General features: G+C 45.7%; 14 protein-coding genes. All 14 read right to left on the bottom strand.

Annotated elements, in window-relative coordinates:
* Positions 1-137 precede the first annotated feature (137 nt).
* The 14 genes from AC58QM_RS11620 to AC58QM_RS11555 all read right to left on the bottom strand — a co-directional run bounded on the left by AC58QM_RS11620 (position 138) and on the right by AC58QM_RS11555 (position 17,571).
* Positions 138-1,802, bottom strand: coding sequence for an MGH1-like glycoside hydrolase domain-containing protein (locus AC58QM_RS11620; protein ID WP_497284027.1), 1,665 nt, complete (start codon positions 1,800-1,802; stop codon positions 138-140).
* A gap of 29 nt (positions 1,803-1,831) precedes the next feature.
* Positions 1,832-2,509, bottom strand: coding sequence for an SGNH/GDSL hydrolase family protein (locus tag AC58QM_RS11615; RefSeq protein WP_497284026.1), 678 nt, complete (start codon positions 2,507-2,509; stop codon positions 1,832-1,834).
* A 15-nt stretch (positions 2,510-2,524) separates the two neighbouring features.
* Positions 2,525-3,343 (bottom strand): carbohydrate ABC transporter permease, encoded by an 819-nt coding sequence (locus AC58QM_RS11610; protein WP_497284025.1) that lies wholly within the window; start codon positions 3,341-3,343, stop codon positions 2,525-2,527.
* Between the two features lie 12 nt (positions 3,344-3,355).
* Positions 3,356-4,258, bottom strand: coding sequence for a carbohydrate ABC transporter permease (locus tag AC58QM_RS11605; RefSeq protein WP_497284023.1), 903 nt, complete (start codon positions 4,256-4,258; stop codon positions 3,356-3,358).
* 57 nt (positions 4,259-4,315) lie between these two features.
* The gene (locus AC58QM_RS11600; RefSeq protein ID WP_497284021.1) at positions 4,316-5,671 is read right to left on the bottom strand and encodes an ABC transporter substrate-binding protein; all 1,356 of its coding nucleotides are present in this window, start codon (positions 5,669-5,671) and stop codon (positions 4,316-4,318) included.
* A complete protein-coding gene (locus AC58QM_RS11595) occupies positions 5,668-7,026 on the bottom strand; it encodes a glycosyltransferase family 4 protein (RefSeq protein WP_497284020.1) in 1,359 nt (452 codons plus the stop codon). Before AC58QM_RS11595 ends, AC58QM_RS11600 begins: the two co-directional genes overlap by 4 nt.
* Positions 7,023-8,186: a glycerate kinase gene (locus AC58QM_RS11590; RefSeq protein ID WP_497284018.1), complete on the bottom strand. Its 1,164-nt coding sequence runs from the start codon at positions 8,184-8,186 to the stop codon at positions 7,023-7,025. Before AC58QM_RS11590 ends, AC58QM_RS11595 begins: the two co-directional genes overlap by 4 nt.
* Positions 8,183-9,925: an alpha-amylase family glycosyl hydrolase gene (locus AC58QM_RS11585; protein WP_497284016.1), complete on the bottom strand. Its 1,743-nt coding sequence runs from the start codon at positions 9,923-9,925 to the stop codon at positions 8,183-8,185. The genes AC58QM_RS11590 and AC58QM_RS11585 overlap by 4 nt, the downstream gene beginning before the upstream one ends.
* A gap of 101 nt (positions 9,926-10,026) precedes the next feature.
* A complete protein-coding gene (locus AC58QM_RS11580; protein WP_497284014.1) occupies positions 10,027-11,229 on the bottom strand; it encodes a CdaR family transcriptional regulator in 1,203 nt (400 codons plus the stop codon).
* Positions 11,230-11,241: 12 nt separating this feature from the next.
* The gene (locus AC58QM_RS11575; RefSeq protein ID WP_497284012.1) at positions 11,242-12,177 is read right to left on the bottom strand and encodes an ROK family protein; all 936 of its coding nucleotides are present in this window, start codon (positions 12,175-12,177) and stop codon (positions 11,242-11,244) included.
* A 28-nt stretch (positions 12,178-12,205) separates the two neighbouring features.
* Positions 12,206-13,948, bottom strand: a complete 1,743-nt coding sequence (locus tag AC58QM_RS11570; RefSeq protein WP_497284010.1) for a class I mannose-6-phosphate isomerase — start codon at positions 13,946-13,948, stop codon at positions 12,206-12,208.
* A 119-nt stretch (positions 13,949-14,067) separates the two neighbouring features.
* The gene (locus tag AC58QM_RS11565; protein ID WP_497284008.1) at positions 14,068-14,832 is read right to left on the bottom strand and encodes a DeoR/GlpR family DNA-binding transcription regulator; all 765 of its coding nucleotides are present in this window, start codon (positions 14,830-14,832) and stop codon (positions 14,068-14,070) included.
* Positions 14,833-15,253: 421 nt separating this feature from the next.
* The gene (locus AC58QM_RS11560; RefSeq protein WP_497284007.1) at positions 15,254-16,573 is read right to left on the bottom strand and encodes an LLM class flavin-dependent oxidoreductase; all 1,320 of its coding nucleotides are present in this window, start codon (positions 16,571-16,573) and stop codon (positions 15,254-15,256) included.
* Complete coding sequence (locus AC58QM_RS11555) at positions 16,570-17,571, bottom strand: aldo/keto reductase (protein WP_497284006.1); 1,002 nt, start codon at positions 17,569-17,571, stop codon at positions 16,570-16,572. Before AC58QM_RS11555 ends, AC58QM_RS11560 begins: the two co-directional genes overlap by 4 nt.
* Positions 17,572-17,620: the final 49 nt, after the last annotated feature.

Raw genomic sequence — 17,620 nt, 5'->3', positions numbered from 1 at the left:
AGCATCCAGAAGCGCGCGAGGCACCATCCTTCGTAAAATAAAAGAAACCGTCCCTTCGTATGGTGGAAGTGCTACCCACCACATAACAAGGAGACGGTTTCTTTGTTTTTTCCAAATCCATGGATCAAAAAGTATTCCTATGGTTGAATCTTAATTTCAGATGTGCCGTTGATTTCTAGCTTGCTTTCATTAGCACCGCAGATAATCTTAAGCTGCACAGGTTTATCACTTGATACCGTGATGAGATAAGACCCATCCGCCTGCTCGTTTGCAACCAAATCCATCGTTTTACCTGCAAACCAGTATTGCTTACAGCCGATTGTCCCCATACCAGCTTGAAGACGCCAAGTTAATTCGTTCTTCACAGCATCCCCTTTGAGACCAATGGCATGCTCCAGCAGATACAGTGTCGATGCAATACCAGACCAGCCTACAAAATCTTTTTTGTCGGCATTCCCTGAGTCAACGGAATCAGGTGGATAATTTTCCCATATTGAACCCGTATCCTTAAACACTTGCACAACATTATCCAAGTGGTTGAGTGCGATTTCTCTGGCTAAATCCACATATCCGTATTTCTCCAAGCCGCGGATAACCATCGTATTCGTTGGAGCCCAGACAGAACCTCTCCAGTATCCGCCTTGAGGATCATATCCTGGTTCATCAGCAGCACACACCGGAACACGATGCACACGGTTGAAGGTGTTCGGATCGTTCAACCACTCGGCTAGCTTAGCAGCCTGAGACTCATTTGCAACTTCAGCGAGCAGCGCCCAATAAGCCGCAATTGTTTTGACGGGAGCACGTTGCCCGTCATTCTTAACATCGTAATAAAAGCCCGTTTCAGCATCCCACATGTAGGTGTTAATCGCTGTCGAAAACGTCACAGCATCTTGTTCGAATTGCGCGATTCGACTGGCAAGATCTTTGGCAGCCTCTTTGGAGCCCTCTTCTAATTTTTTATCAATCAGGATGCTCCCAATCTCAATCAAACTTCGAGCCACAAGCACCATTTCACAGCTAATATCAACCCCGCTGCCCAAATATTTGTTTCGCGGAGAATTATCCATACTCGCCCAATCTGTCACAAATAAACCATACTGATTATACAGGTGGTAATAAAGCGCATCGTAGTATCGCACAAGTGGTTCCCAAACTAGCTCGAGTCGCTCCCGATCTCCCGTGTGCTTATAGCTTTCCAACTCCGCCCAAGCAAGGATCGGGTGATTTAAGTTGTCCAGTCTAAAGTAAGGTGGGTTCTCAACCGTCCGCCCCAAATCTGGCTTGTACATCACATCAAAGTCAAGATCGTTAATTTGCGCGAGACCCCGGTGCTTATAGTGATTATGGAAGAAGGAATGCAATGGTTTGCGTTCGGCATTGACCCATTTATAGAACTCGATACCGGAATTCGTCACGTATTCACGAGCGATTTCTCCGTCGTCCAACTGTTTGCAATAAAAGTTATCTAGGGAGCGGATCCCTGGAATGTATGGATGAGCCAAATTACAAAACATCGTTATAAAAGCGGTATCCCATAAGAAAATTTTATCATTAAATGCAGCGTCAATGAAGTTACTTACAAATCCACTTTCCTTGGTAGGCACGAACGTATTTCGATAAGCAATTTCCCAGGTGCGCCAGTAACATTCGATATAATCAGGACGGCTTTCGAATATAGGTACTGGAAGAGATGAGCGCGCCTCCTCGAATGTCAGAAGCTGCGTATCCGCATAAGTCTTTTTATTAAAAAACAAGCCTCTTGTCCATAGTTCTGGTTGCGTATGATTAGTCGTTGGCATGAAGGTTTCTCCTACTCCGATGAACATGTTTATTTGATAATGTCGTAACGAATAATGGCTTCTGTTATTTCTTCGGCAATGAGCTCATAGGCGTATCGACTTGGATGAATATGGTCATTTTGGTCGATGAACCAACGAATCGGAATCCCAGAGCTCACCTTTTCGTTAACACGCTCAAACACATTGATATACGGTATATTTTCATTTTGCGCAAATTGGACTGCAGCTTGCAGGTACATCTCACTGTATCCAGCCCATTCCTGCCTTAAATCTTTGGCAACGTTCCGATAGGTCGGTACATGGTCCAAGAAATTTTCTTTATCAGGCGGTATCGTAATAAGAAATACCACCTGAGCTGGTGTTGTTGCTCTGATTTCGTCTAATAATTGGCGCAAAACATGATGATAGTTTTCAATGCGGTGTTTCCCATCCAGACGATGATTATAGGCGAATGATTCCACGACAACGAGATCGGGGCTAACCGAGGAAAGACACTTCTGTATGCCGGTTCCGGACGGGCTGGGGAAGTCATGGGAGACACGATAAATCCCATATTCCGCCCGAGTTCCGCTTACACCATAATTAAAGAGTTCAAAAGGCTGCTCTGGAAATTTACTTTCTAAGGAAGCCTTAAGCTCGGGCATTTCCGTCCCCCAAAATGCCGTCATGGAATCGCCTAGACAAGCGATTTTGTATTTGCGTTTCATATCGGTATCTCCTTCTTACCCTTTTACAGCCCCTGCCATCAATCCATTCACAAATTGCTTTTGAAGTACGAGGAACACGGCAAGCGCTGGGATTAATGACAGAACATTGGCCGCTAATATTTTGGACCAAGGAACGTTGTCAGAATTGCTTAGCATCATCGCCAGCTTTAACGGTAAAGTGAAATGAGATTCGCTTTGCAGAATGACGAGAGGCATTGTGAATGAGTTCCAATTTTGCACAAAATCAATAATGACGAGCGCCGTAATGGCAGGTCGGATCAATGGAATAATGATCTGGATGAATGTGCGGAAATCTCCTGCACCGTCCATTTTGGCTGCTTCAAGCATTTCATCTGGAATGTCATCGATATATTGCTTGGTGAAAAATATAGCAAAAACCGTGACGGAGAATGGCAAAATTAAACCTAGTAAGGAGTCAAACATGCCTAATTTCGTGATAATGAAGTAAATAGGCAGCATCAAGACGGTTGGTGGAATGATCATGGTCGCGATCAAACTAGAGAATAGGACATTCCTACCCATAAAGCGTTTCTTCGAAAACGCGTATCCAGCCATACTCGAGAACAACACCGTAAGTAGTACAGTAGGAACAGCCACGATGAGTGAGTTCGAAAAGGTCACGCCGAAATTGAGCTTACTCCAAATATCGGGATAATTACTCCATACTAATGTATCTGGGAAAAACGTTGGCGGAAATTTTACAATGTCCTCATCGCTTTTCAAGCTGGATACCAATACCCAGTAAATAGGTATCAGAAATACGATCCCAATTGCCCAAAGAGTGACTGTGGGCAGTACGTTTTTATTTTTCATTTTACGAACCCCCTAGCCTAATCTTCGATCTACAAGCTTTCTTTGAATAATCGCTACACCTACTACAAAAATGAACAACAAGTAAGACATCGCGGCAGCAGGACCGAACTCATAGTATTTAAACGCCCTGTTGTAAATAAGGAATGGAACCGTAATGGTTGAATCTCCCGGGCCGCCACCTGTCATGATAAATATTTCCTGGAACACATTTAATGAGTGAATTAACAGCAATATCATAACGACTAACGAGATTCTCCCTAGCAATGGCCAGGTAATCAATCGGAATTTTTGAAATTTATTTGCGCCTTCCACATCGGCTACTTCATAAAGATCTTTAGGGATATTTTGTAGTCCAGATAAGTAAATCAGCATATAGTAACCGATATTTCTCCAGCATGACATCAACACGATGACAGGCATCGCCCACGTAGCATTAGCAAGCCAATTTGGCCCTGTTAAACCGAACTTCAATAGCAACGCATTGACTAAACCTTTGTCCCCATTAAACAAAAACATGAAAATTAAACTACCGCTTACGATGGAAATAATATAAGGGATAAAGAAAATCGATCTGACAAAGTTAACACCTTTGAGTTTCTGATTCACAAGAATAGCTAGAAAAACAGCACCAAACATAGAAATCGGTATGAATAGAATACCGAAATAGGCTGTATTTACAATGGCTTTGAAAAATAACGGATTATGAATAGCCGCCGAATAATTATCAAAACCAACAAAAGTCCCCGGAATTTCGAAAAGACCTGCATTTTTGAGTGCAATCGGTTTAACGTTCTTAAAGCTGACGATGACCGACCAAATGATCGGATAGACTAAAAAGAGACCTAGAATGACGATAGAAGGTAATAAAAAAAGATATGCGTTGAGATCACCGAGCTTGCTTCTTAAAACCTTCACTGCGAGTCCCCCTTCAGAAATGGGAGCCCCCAGACGATCGAGGTGCTCCCCACTTGTTTACTTCGAATTCTTAATAATGGTATTCCCTTTTTCTTGAACTAATTTCAAAGCATCTGCTGCCGAAATTTTGCCGGATACAGCTTGATTTAAAGCACTTGTGTACACTTCATCACTGATTTGTGCCCACTGTGGAATTGGGAATAGGGCAACTGGATATTCGACACCCTTCATAAACGTATTAAATTCTGGGTGGTCTTTATAGAATTGCGTGTCGGCCATATCTTTACGAATTGGAATACGGAATGGATAGTATTTCCCATCTTCGGCTTTTTCACCCTTCATGACCATTTCCTGTGCTGGCTTAGAACTCAAGTATTTGATGAGCTTCTTGGATGCTGCAAGTTTATCCCCTTCAACGCCAGTTGGAACGGAAAGCAAGTAGGACGTTACTTCAGTCGCTTTACCAGCTGGACCTGATGGTACTTCAGCTACACCCGCTTCGAACTTACCGTTCGTTTTCCAAGCTTCGGCAACGCCCCAAGGACCCGACAATTCCATCGCAACGACTTGGTTTCTGAAATCCGTTTGAATCGCTGCGCCATCTTTATTCAATGAATCCGGTGGTGATGTTTCGGTCAACAACTTCGTGAAAAATTCTAATGCTTTAATCCCTTCGGGGGAATTAATAGCAACTTCGCTTTTCCCATCCTTCGTTGTAGCAAGCTTAGCTCCCGCTTGGCCTGCGAACAGACCATACTGCCAGCCCAAGTCTGCGCCCTGTTTACCTGATAACCCGATACCGAATTGATCCGGCTTGCCGTCTCCATTCGTATCAACAGTTAATTTCTTAGCTGCTGCATAGAATTCATCCCACGTTTTCGGTACTTCTTTGATGCCAGCCTTCTCAAACAGGTTCTTGTTATAAATAACTTGAATGGTGTGACCCAGCCATGGCATACCTGTCAGTTGGCCTTCATTCACAGCAAGTTCCCAAATTTGCGGCATGTAATTGCTTTTCTCAGCTCCGAAATCCTTCGACAAATCAACGAAAGCCCCTTGGACAGCCAATGGTTTAGCATCGCCGTAGGCAACTTGAAGTACCTCTGGTGATTTGCCGCTTAAAATTTGTGTAAGCAGCTTCTGACCCGTTTGCACGCCGCCTAGCAATTCAACTTTCACATCTTTATTTTCTTTCTCAAACTGGTCGAGCATTTCACGAATCGCTTTACCTCTGCCTGAATCACTTGCCCATGCAATTTGCATGCTTATGTTTGTTACTTTGCCATTGCTATTAGCTGGTGCTGTACTAGCAACGGGTGCCGCGGAAGATGTCTCGTTCGTATTCGTGTTGCCGCAAGCTGTCATGATCCCCATTAGACATGTCATCGATATTAGAGCTAACTTTTTGTTCATCTTGTGACCTCCTCAAGTAATGGTTCTAAAAGTAAATGAAGTGATTCATAGGAGAAATTCATTTTACCAATCTTGAAATTATGCTGAACCATCTGTGTATACGCTTCTTCATCGGTTAGCAGCTGTGCCATCTTGGCGGCCGCCGCTTTCACATGCTTGCTATTCACAATGGCCAACCCATTTGCTTCGATCTTATGCGTGTTACCTAAGGAAACGATATCAAATCCGAATTCCTTAATATCTTTCTCATAGACCGGATATTCATAGATCAGGAGCGGTTTCTGCGCGAACACAGCTTCGAGTAATTGATTGCCCCAGCCTTCAATCACGCTTGGAAAGGTGACAAAATCCGCGATAACATAGGCATCCCAGAGGGAATACCGTTTCTGTCCGTTAACATAAGAACGGGATTGATCAATCATGGGGTTGATAAACCGGATATCAATGCCAAGGTTTTCCGCTTTAATTCTTAGCTTTTCCGTATACTCGTAACTGGATTCCGGCATGCCTGCTAGGACATAAACGAGTCGGTTACGATCCGAAAGCGTTTTCCCATTATAGAGAGTGGTATTGCTTTGCTTTAACGATGTTAATTGGTCTTGCAGCTCCGCCACTGTATCGATGCCAAGCTCAATTGTCTTGCGCTCCGTTACCCGGGTAGCTTGCAAAATAACAATATCGTCTTCGGTGACGCCAATATCTCGACGCAACGAGGCATTACAATCATCTTTTTCCCAAACCTTCGCATTAAAGTCAAATACGTTGGGAATGATGGTGGAACGCAATTTGCGATGCTTGATGAGTTCAGCTTGATATAAGCGATTCGTGACCACATGGGTGATATTCGGCAGGTCTGGTGGAAACAGCGTTTCAAGCCATTTCGTCACCGTAGGACAGGTCGGATGTAAGTATCGATCTCTTTGCCAGTAGAAATTGTGATGAAGCGCCATGCAAGGAATCCCAGTTACTTTTAATGCATTAGCAAAAGCGATTCCAGCAGGTAAGCTCCAGCCTAACGAGAACAAGTTGTGGGTAATGAGCAAATCAATAGATTCCGATGTAATAAAATCGATGATCTTTTGCTCCATGATGTCTGCGAATGCTACCACGTCGTCCACAAATTCTTTTTCCGAATCATAATCAATCAGCTTGTCATAAGCGTTGTACACAAACTTCTCGTTCATTGGATGCTTATAATGAAGTTCAGCGATCACATGTGCACGAACTTGGCCTTCACTTCCGGCGAGCAGCAGCACATCATGCCCCATTTGCTTCAGTACTTGTTTCCACTTCTCTATCTCCAACGACACACCATCTGTTTCACCGACCCTAAAGTGGGCTAGTGCAATTCTCAACTTTCCACCCCCTTAGCCTTAAAGTGTCCCGCCAGTCGAATCGTTTCAAAAAACCGAATGACGGCTTTCTTCAACAGCTTCTCTCCCTGTTTCATGGAGTCTTCGAGTGTCATAACACGATCAATGATCGGAATCACCATTTGAATGCCTTCTCGTCTCATCGTTTGATCGTTGCCTTCCGCAATACCTGTGAATACGACAACCGGAACATTCAACGGTTTTGCTAAGCGAGAGATGCCGATCGGTGCTTTACCATAGAGCGATTGAGCATCAAACTTACCTTCACCTGTAATGACCAAGTCCGCGTCTTTCAATTGCTCCTTGTATCGGCTTAATTGAGCAATCAAGTCAAAGCCGCTCATCATCGTTAAATCGGAGAAGAAGGAAAGTAAGGCAAAGCCAAATCCGCCAGCAGCTCCTGCACCAGGCTGATCACGCATGTCACGTCCTGCCGTCTGAGTCACGAGTTCCGCAATCCGGCTCATCCGTTGTTCGAAAACGGCTAGCTCATGCGGCTGTAACCCTTTCTGAGGACCAAAGACATGAACAGCTCCTTCTGATCCCAATAACGGATTTTTGACATCGGACGCAACGACAAGTTCAACTTCATGGAGACGGGCATCCAATTGGCTGGCATCCATGCGAACAATGGCATCTATGCGAAAATTCTCACCGATGATCTCGTTATCGTTCCCATCAAAGCATTGAAGCCCTAACGCTTGTAGGCAACCAATGCCTGCATCGATGGTTGCGCTTCCTCCAAGCCCAATAATGATCTTCTTGGCACCACGTTCCAAGGCGTAACGAATGAGCTGACCTGTTCCATAGGTAGAGAGGCCTGCTGGCATACGCTCACTTTCCTTCAAAAGGGTTAACCCAGAAGCGGCTGCCGTCTCGATGACGGCCGTCCGATCCTTCTCAATCCAGCAGTAGCAAGCCTGAATGGCCCGATGACAGGGATCCATCACTTCGTGCCAGACCATTTCTCCTCCAGCAATGATCCGGTACGTTTCTGCCGTACCTTCCCCTCCATCAGCCATTGGAATTTTGATGGTTTGAGCGGAAGGGAACACAGACAGTATGCCAGCTTCGATCTGATTGGCGGCATCGACTGTGGACATCGACCCTTTAAAGGAGTCTGGAGAAATGATGATCTTCACTTGTCATTCCCCCCTTCAAGACGCCCAATCCACATCACTTGGTAAGGCGCTAAAGTGAGTTGCAGTGAATCTTCAATAGCGATATTTTGCTCAGAAATCAAGTCGAAAGCCGCTTGTCCGTGCTTCCAGCCTGTCTGTAGAGCTGCGAAGTTTTGCTGTACGGTTTCATTTGTAATATTCACGATGGCAATCAACTCTTGGTTTTGCGTCGATGTACGAAGCAATGCAAATAGTTTGCTGTCACTCGTCAGAATACGTTGTGAAGCGTTTGGATGAAAGCTTGGTTGCATAATCCGAATCCCAATGAGCTTTTTAAGTGCTTGGAAAACTTGCTCCCGTAGGGAACCTTCTGTATCCAGCTCCAGCTGCAATTGATTATGTTCAAGCTGCTCTCGGTTAATCGAGCGGTATCGCCCTGTAGCTTTCACACCCTCTTGATCGTTTTGAGATCCGAGCAAACTATGAACATAGATCGCTGGCATACCCATGAAAGACAAGAGAATGGCATGCGCCGCGACAACGCGTTTGACCTTAAGGGCAATAGCGTCATCCGGATGTGATAAAGCATTTAAGTAGTTAATATTTAACTCATAGGGACTCTTCGTTCCGTCACCATTGTTTTTGTAAGAAACAAATCCGCCATGATCCTGCACTTTTAAAGCCATCGTATTTACTTCTTCTTTGGTCAAGATGCCTTCCACTGGTCTTACGCCAATGCCATCGTGCGAAGCTAAGAAGTTGAAAAACGATGTCTCTTGCGTCGTCGATCCAAGCGAATCCGCCCATGCCTGAAGCTTAGTGCTGTTCCCTGTGTGCAGCGTATGCAAGGTAAGTGGCGGCAATGGGAATTGATATACCATGTGCGCTTCATTCGAGCCATTGCCGAAGTAACTGATATTGTCATGATGCGGCACGTTCGTCTCCGTAATAATCACAATGTCAGGTACCGCTTTTTCCAACACCTCACGAATGACCTGTACAATGGCATGCGTTTCCTCTAGATGCATACATGTTGTCCCAAGCTTCTTCCACATAAACCCGATCGCATCCAACCGCAGGTAACGAGCGCCGCGTGCTGCATACATCAGCAAAATTTCTACGATTTCAAGCATTACTTTCTCGCTGGCAAAATTCAAATCGATCTGATCATCGCTGAAGGTTGTCCATATGTGCTTCTCTCCTGCGGCTGTTTGGAACTTGGTCAGGAGTGGCAAAGCACGCGGGCGTGTAACACTGCTGTAATCCGCATCTGGATCCGCTTCAACGAAGTAATTCGCATAGTCTGGATTGCCGAGCAGATATTGTTGGAACCACTCACTGTGCTGTGAGATATGGTTGATGACGCCGTCGAACATTAAATCAAAGTTATGTGACAATGCCGTTACATCATCCCAATTACCCAGTTCTGGGTTCACTTCACGATAATCGATTACTGAAAATCCATCGTCGGAAGAATAGGGATAGAACGGAAGAATATGAACAGATGACAAGATGTCTTGGCAATTTCGAAGCAAGAACTTGCGAAGTGACTGCAGCGGAGCCTCTTCTTCGCTTCGGATGGAATCACCATAAGTGATGAGCATGACATCCTTTTCCGATACCCAACGCTTTTCCTTCGGCTTCCCTACTGCATATCTGTCTAGCATTTGTTTGATTTGTTCAAGAATAGCAGGCGCCTTCTCATTGCCATATATAATGTTAAGTTTCTCTAGTAGTGCATGGGATTGGTCAATTGCCATTCGTTGTTGAACCACCTTTACTCTCTGGTATACCTAAATCGTAACAGGTTCTGAAAGCGCATAACATATTACACGTACCAATCATTCGCACTATATTTGCTCTAATTATTGTTACCTGTACCAAGCCCAATAGCAGGAGAAGTGGCATTATTGGCTGGATGAAAATAGATGGCCAAATAAAGCAACACGGCTTCTTCAAAAACACGGGGATCGTACCCGGTTATTTCTTTGATCTTGATTAATCGATATTGAAGCGTGTTCTTATGAATAAACAGCTTATCGGCCGTCTTATTAATCGATTGATTGCAAGCAAAAAATATACTCAGCGTTTCAATGATTTCTTTGGGATCGGAAAATGCCGCTGCATTCAACGTTTTCCGCACAAAATCATGGCTGCTTTCCACGGGCACACTATCTAACAGCATTTCCAGCCGGAGATCGTCATAAAATAAAAGGCTCCATTCATCCGATGATCTCGCGTAAGATTCAGCCTTCTCTGATTCCAAATAGGAAATCGGTATCCCTCGGATGAAATCATAATATCCCCCGACACCTACTTTAATCGTGTAATTCTCGGATTTAGGAAACTGTCTCAGAATATATTGGATTTTATGAGAGACGACATCTTTTCTAGTTTCTTCACTGGAACCTTGACAGGTCAGGAGCAGAGCAAATTTCATGAACCCAACTGGGATGATGACATCTTGGTCATTAAATTTTACGGCTTCTTGCAAATAGCCTTTATAGCGATTTTGCTCTTTTTGCAGATCGTAAGACGTCCCCCCTTTTTGAATATCAATGTTGTAATGAATATGGACAGTGATGACGACGCGCGGCAAATTAACGTTAAGTCCGATCATCCACCCCCTAGAGGAGAGGACTTTATCTTCTTTCCATCTCCCCTCCAACCAATCACGAATAAAGACCTCTTTCGACTGATTAATGATCTCGTTCTGCTCATCGATGAGTTGTTCCTTGATCAAAATCTCTGTCATCTTGCGGATAATCTCAGCCATCTTCAATACTTCTGGTTCCGTAGCCGTAATGCCAATGACACCAATAACACGATTCTCAAAATAAACAGGCAAATTGATGCCCGCTTTGGATCCCGCAAATTGATTATCTTTCACCAATAGCTTTTTTTTCGTTTTTAAAACGACCAGAGCTCCCTCATGAACTAAACCGATACGAGATTGATCCGTACTCGCGATAATAATCCCTTCATCATTCATGAAGTTAATATTTCGGTCTATAATTTTGGAAAGCTCTTTCACGATATATTGCGACTTTTCACTCGAGATCATTGGAATCAGCTCCTAATGCTCTTGCAACATATGATAAATGCCCATGAGCGTACTCCGTAAGGTATCATGACTAACGACCACAGAGGCGTGTATCTCTTTATGAATGAATTGACGACAAAAGCTCGGGATAAAAAGCTCACCACTTTTGGAAATTTGACCACCTAGCACAATAATGTCAGGGTTAAAAGTGTTCAATACGCTTGCTAATGCCTCAGCCATTCGCTCTCCAAACACGTCGAACAGTTGCTGAGTTGAAGCCTCTCCAGCACGTGCGGACACGGCTAATTCCTTGACATCCCGGCCAGCCAAGTTAATTCCTAATTCTGATGCCAGTGCTAGCAACCCGCGCCGCGAGATATAATCATCTGCGATGCTGGAGCGGTAGGGGATCGCATACACCCATCCGCCTGCTGGAACATCCTCGCGCTGTGTAATCAACTTACCTGACTCCACAAACCCCGATCCAATACCAGTTCCAAGGGTAAGACAAACGGCTTTCTTAAAGGTAGCCGCTTGCCCGAAATGGGCCTCTCCCATTGCAAACATCGAAGCATCATTCTCAAAACGGAGCAAGAAATGGGATCGAATTCGATCCTTTAAGCGCGCGTCCAACATCATCTTTTTCTGTAGCTGTTCGCCAACCTGCATCCCGTATAACGCATCGAATTTATTCAAGCCTTGAATATAGCTAATTCCCTGCTCATAATCGAACGGGCCGGGAAAGGCATAACCGATCCCAGCAATTCGTTCTTGACCATCAGGATCTGCTAATTCCAGCAAGTCTACAACCATTTGTACAAAATGTTCAAAGATGTTGTCAGCAGACTCGTTCGCTTTGGACGGATACTCCGAAATCGTGTGTGGAATAATCCGTCCCGAGCTATCTATGGCTCCTGCTTTAATGGAAGTGCCACCAACATCGAAAGCTAAATAAATCCCTGCCTTCATACTATTTCCCTCCATCTGAACCTGTATGTCATCCTTTGACAAAAGCCTTGATCGTTGCGATTGTCTTACCGAGACTTGGGCCAGCAGGTTTAATGACGTATTGCTTAACCGATGCCGGAATAATAAACGTCTCCGCATAATGAATAAGGAAAGGATCAAACAAACCTTCCGGACTTTCCACGACAGCCTCTTCGCCCTCAACAAGATTAAGCATATGAACACTGCCATTGCCCTCATGAAGCACAGGCTCTGAGAACCAGTGGCGGCGTGTTTCAATAAATTCGAACTCATGAAGTCCTGTACGCTCTTCGCGCCAGCCTTCTCCCTCAGCAACTGGTTCCACTCTACCTACTAATTCTTGTTCGGTCCAAGCTGTCTTACGGTCCCATTGAATCACTTTGGACCCATGATCAATATGAACAGGACGCGGCTTACCATCTAGACCTACACGATCCCAATCCCATAGTTTAAACGTGAAGATGTAAGGTGTCGCACTAATTTCGAGCACCATGCAATCACTGCCTGAGCAATGCACCGTACCGGCAGGAATCAAGAAATGATCATGCTTCGCAGCTGGAAAAATATTGACATATTGTTCAGCAGGGAAAGGCACGCCTTGCTCTGCTTTACGTAAGTCATCGATCATTTCCTCGGGCATCACATCATCTTTGAGGCCCAAATAAACTTCAGCACCAGGCTTAGCATCCAAAATGTAATAGCTCTCATCTTGTGTATAGTTCATTCCGAATTGATTACGAATATAATCGGTTGTTGGGTGTACTTGTAAGCTCAAATGTTGACCACCAACCGTATCGAGAAAGTCGAATCGGATCGGAAACTCCGCGCCGAATCTGGCATATACCCGCTCTCCAAGCAGTGACTTCGGTTGTAAGAATACGAGGTTAATCGCTGGGACATCCAATTGAATGGAACCGAAGTCCAGACACAAGCTATTTTCTTCTGGCACGCCATCGAAGCCCCAAGCGTATGGATGCTCTTTGGGCTCCAAAGACATCTTCTCCACCAACCAAGTGCCGCCCCAAACACCAGGATCAAAATAAGGGACAAGTCTGAAAGGTCTACGAGCGATTTGCTCCATGCCATCAAGCAAGGATTCCCATGAAACAAGCTTCGGATCGTCTTTCACATTCGTGTCGAGATAGAAGTCAATGTGTTCAAACAGCGACCGCTTCAAGCGATCCGCCATGCGCCATTCGTAGAAGTATCCCCGCTTGTATTTACGCAGCATATCTTCATTTTCGTTATGAGCAAGCCAGTTACCAAATTCCTTCGAACGGTAGCGAAGCTGAATTTCCCAACGTGTAATATCTGCATACACAAGCAAATCGCCTTTGGAAACAAGCGAGGCTCCGAAACCAATCAGGATAACAGTCCCTTCTGACACGGCATCCACTTGTTCTTTCAGTTTTGCCAATTTTAATGCGTCATACAAATCTTCGATATGAAAAGGAGACATATATCCGAATACCCGGTCATCCGTTAGATAACGTTCCAACATGCTCTCCATCTCAGCAGCGTCCATAGCGGCTGCTTCCACATCGATGATGACAGAGGGCTGAAGGTAAGGCTGAAGCCCTTCTAGAATCTCTTGCTTACGAACACCTGGATAACATTCGATAACAAGTACTTCTTTCTGCTTTTTGTGCAAACGAGCATTTAGAACCCCACCAATATCCGTGTAACCTCGTCGTGCCTCTTGATCGTGACCTTGAATACGAATCGCTGGTTTCTTGTTGTATGTAATACTCATGAATGATTACCTCCATAAAGTTTATCAATATATAACATAAGATAACATAAACTAACACATTCGACCACAAAAAAATCTCCTTGCAGCTAATTTGCTACAAAGAGATCGATGTTAACCTGTTAAACTACATGTAATTCTACGTTAGCTAACTCACACGCTTCACGTACTTGATCGTTCACTCCGCTATCTGTAATCAACACCGAAACCTCATTTAATTGAGCTACCGTAGCGAACGATCGACTACCGATTTTGGAGGAATCCAGCAGCATGATTGTTCTTGACGCCGATTGGATCATGGTTTTTTTGACTTGTGTATCCATCATGTTCGGATCTGTAAACCCTGCTTCGACTGTAAAACTAAGAGACGACAGAAACGCTGTGCGTGCATGATACTGTGAGAAAAAAGCTTCTGCAACAGGACCCACAAATGTGCCTGAAGGTTCTCGCAATACACCGCCACAACATAAGACCGTATGCGTTCCTGCTACTTCCCTTAACTGCTGGAGGGCATCCATTCCGTTGGTCATCAGTGTCAAATGAGCGTGCTTAAGATACGCGGCCATTCTGGAAACCGTCGTCCCGCCTTCCACAATAAGGACATCCCCATCGGATACAAACCGCTCTGCAGCATAGGCTGCGAGCCTTTCCTTCACTTCAGGATTCCGCGATTGCTTATCCGGCAGCGCAGGCTCTCCAATCAGTTTATCTACGTATATCGCTCCACCATGAGACCGCGCGACCAACCCTTGTTGCTCTAATAACTCAAAGTCCCGCCGAATGGTCATCTCAGAAACGCCATATTGGGTACTTAACTCCTTAATCGTAGCGCCTCCATGGTTAGCCAAATATTCGCTGATAACTTGCCTTCTTTGGATAGGTAACACGATCGAACACCTCATTGAATAAATTGTGTATAATTATCACATAACATAACACAAAATAGGAAAGGCGTAAAATGCTCAATCTTCGAAAATGAAATAGAGGATGCCCCTTGCCAATTTCATGGCTTTTGGGACATCCTCTGATATTCTGGCTATTTGGATTCAGTGATTTGCGTATTTACATGAGTGCTTTTGGCGAGATAGTTAGGCGTAACTCGAATTTTTCGAGTTACGTTGGTGTTTTTGGCTTGATTGCTGCGCATAAGTCGAATTTTTCGAGTTACGTGTGTGCTTTTCGCTTGATCGCTGCGCGTAACTCGAATTTTTCGAGTTACGGTGCTGCTTTTGGCCTGATCGCTGCGGGTAACTCGAATTTTTCGAGTTACGCACCTCCCTCTTGCCTTAGCCGCTTCGCATCACTTGTTCACGCACCTGAAACCACACGGCGCACATTCTCTGGGCGCACCAGCCCCAGATTCTCTCGAAGGGTTCTTCCTTCGTAAGCCGTGCGAAATATCCCTCGATTCTGCAGCTCTGGAATGACTTTGTTCACAAAAGCCTCCAACCCGCCGGGAAACGTCTGCGGCAAAATATTAAACCCATCGGATGCGCCGTCACGGAACCATTTCTCGATGAAATCGGCAACCTGCAGCGTCGATCCCGTGAAGGTAATATGTCCATGGCCCCCAGCATGGCGGTAGATCAACTGCCGGATCGTCATCCCCTCACGCCGAGCCGCATCGAGAATGACTTCCTGACGGCTGCGTATTCCGTTAAACGCTTCAGCCGTTTTGGCTTTGTCGAGCGGCACTGGACCGTCCAGCGGATATGCCGCCAAATCGACATCGAAGCGCTCTGACATCGCCCGCAGCGCTTTCGGCAGATCCATTAACCCATTTAGCTCAGCCTCAATGTCACGAGCTTCCGCTTCAGTGTCCGCCACGATGGGACTGAACCCTGGCAGAATATGTAGCTCATCGGCTGACCTACCGTACTTCTTTAGTCTAGCTTTGACATCTGCGTAGAACTCCTGTCCTGCGCCCAATGTCTGCTGTGCAGTGAAGATTACCTCCGCTGTACGCGCAGCCAGCTCCCTGCCTTGCTCAGAAGAGCCCGCTTGTACAAGTACAGGATAGCCTTGCGGTGGACGAGGAATGTTGAGCGGTCCTTTGACGGCATACACATTGCCCTTAAAGTTAATCTCTCGCACTTTCTCTTCAGCTATGAAAATACCAGCCTGCTTATCATAGACGAGCGCGTCATCTTCCCAGCTATCCCATAGCTGCTTGACGACTTCAACGAATTCTTCTGCGCTAATATAGCGCTCGGTAAGTTCAGGATGCGCGGATCGGCCGAAGTTCTGTGAAGCATCGCCAGCACCCGTCACGATATTCCATCCTGCTCGCCCTCCACTAATGTGATCTAACGAAGCAAACTGTCTTGCGACATGGAAAGGCTCATTGTAGACGGTTCCTACCGTAGCAATTAATCCGATATGGCGGGTAACCGCAGCCAAGGCGGCTAATTGGGTAAACGGCTCGAGTTTGGCCGTTCGCCCCGCATAGCCATCGGCAAGAAAAACCGAATCCATCAAACCGCCCTCGGCGATCAGCGCCATTTTCGCTAAATAATGAATATCGAGATCCCCTTCGGGATGCACCTCTGGATGTCGCCACGCTGCTTCATGATGGCCGGCGGCACGCAAAAACACGTTTAAATGCAGCTTCCGCTTCGATTCACTCATCGCGTGATCAACTCCAATTGTGTCCCGCTTGTGATTGCGTCAATCTGTTTAAGCTCCTCACGATCCAGCTTCTCGCCTAGAGCTGGTAGTGCTTCCGTGATATGCTGCGGCTTGGAGACGCCTAGAATAGCTGATGTAATCGCTGGTTGACTAAGCACCCAGTTCAGCGCCAGCTGACCTAATGTCCAGCCTCTTCGCTCAGCGATTGGCTTCAATTGTTCCACGATGCGGAAATTGCGTTCCTGTTCTAGCAGCACCTTCAGACGCTGCTCGCCAGCTGCTCCACGCGTTCCAACCGGCGGCTGTCCGCCATAACTGTACTTGCCTGTCAGCAGGCCGCGTCCAAGCGGACTATATACAATGACACCTACGCCTTCAGAAGCCGCCAATGGAAGAATCTCCTGCTCGATACCACGCGCAATGAGGCTATATTCCGGCTGAATACTTTCGTAACGTTCCAGTCCAAGCCGAGCTGAGATGCCGTGCGCTTTGGCGATCTGCCAAGCGGCATAATTCGAAGCACCGATATAGCGTACTTTTCCTTTTCGCACAAGGTCGTCCAACGCTCGCAATGTTTCTTCCAACGGCGTCTCCTCGTCGAAGCGATGCACCTGATAGAGATCAATATAGTCTGTCTTCAGCCTTCTTAAACTATGATCTATCGCGCGTTCAATGTGATATCTACTTTGACCTGCATCATTAGGACCAAGTCCCACTCTACCGTGCACTTTGGTGGCAAGTACGATTTCATGCCTACGCGCTCCAAGGAGATTCCCTAGAATCGTTTCCGATTCGCCAGTTTCGAGCGGGTTGCCTTTATCCATGCCTGAGCCATACACATCTGCTGTGTCAATGAGTGTAATCCCTGATGCTAACGCAGTATCGAGTACTTCTGCCGACGCCTTCTCATCAATCCAACGACCGAAAGCCATCGTTCCGAGACTGACTTCCGATACTTTTAACCCTGTTCGACCTAGACGTCTTTGCCCAATACTCATCCCAACAACTCCTCATCCATATGTTTATCTACCTTCTGTTCTCCGTTCC

The organism is Paenibacillus sp. J22P165 (assembly GCF_059692015.1).
The sequence above is the reverse complement of the archived record's forward strand: the minus strand, read 5'-3'. Positions and strand labels throughout refer to the sequence as shown.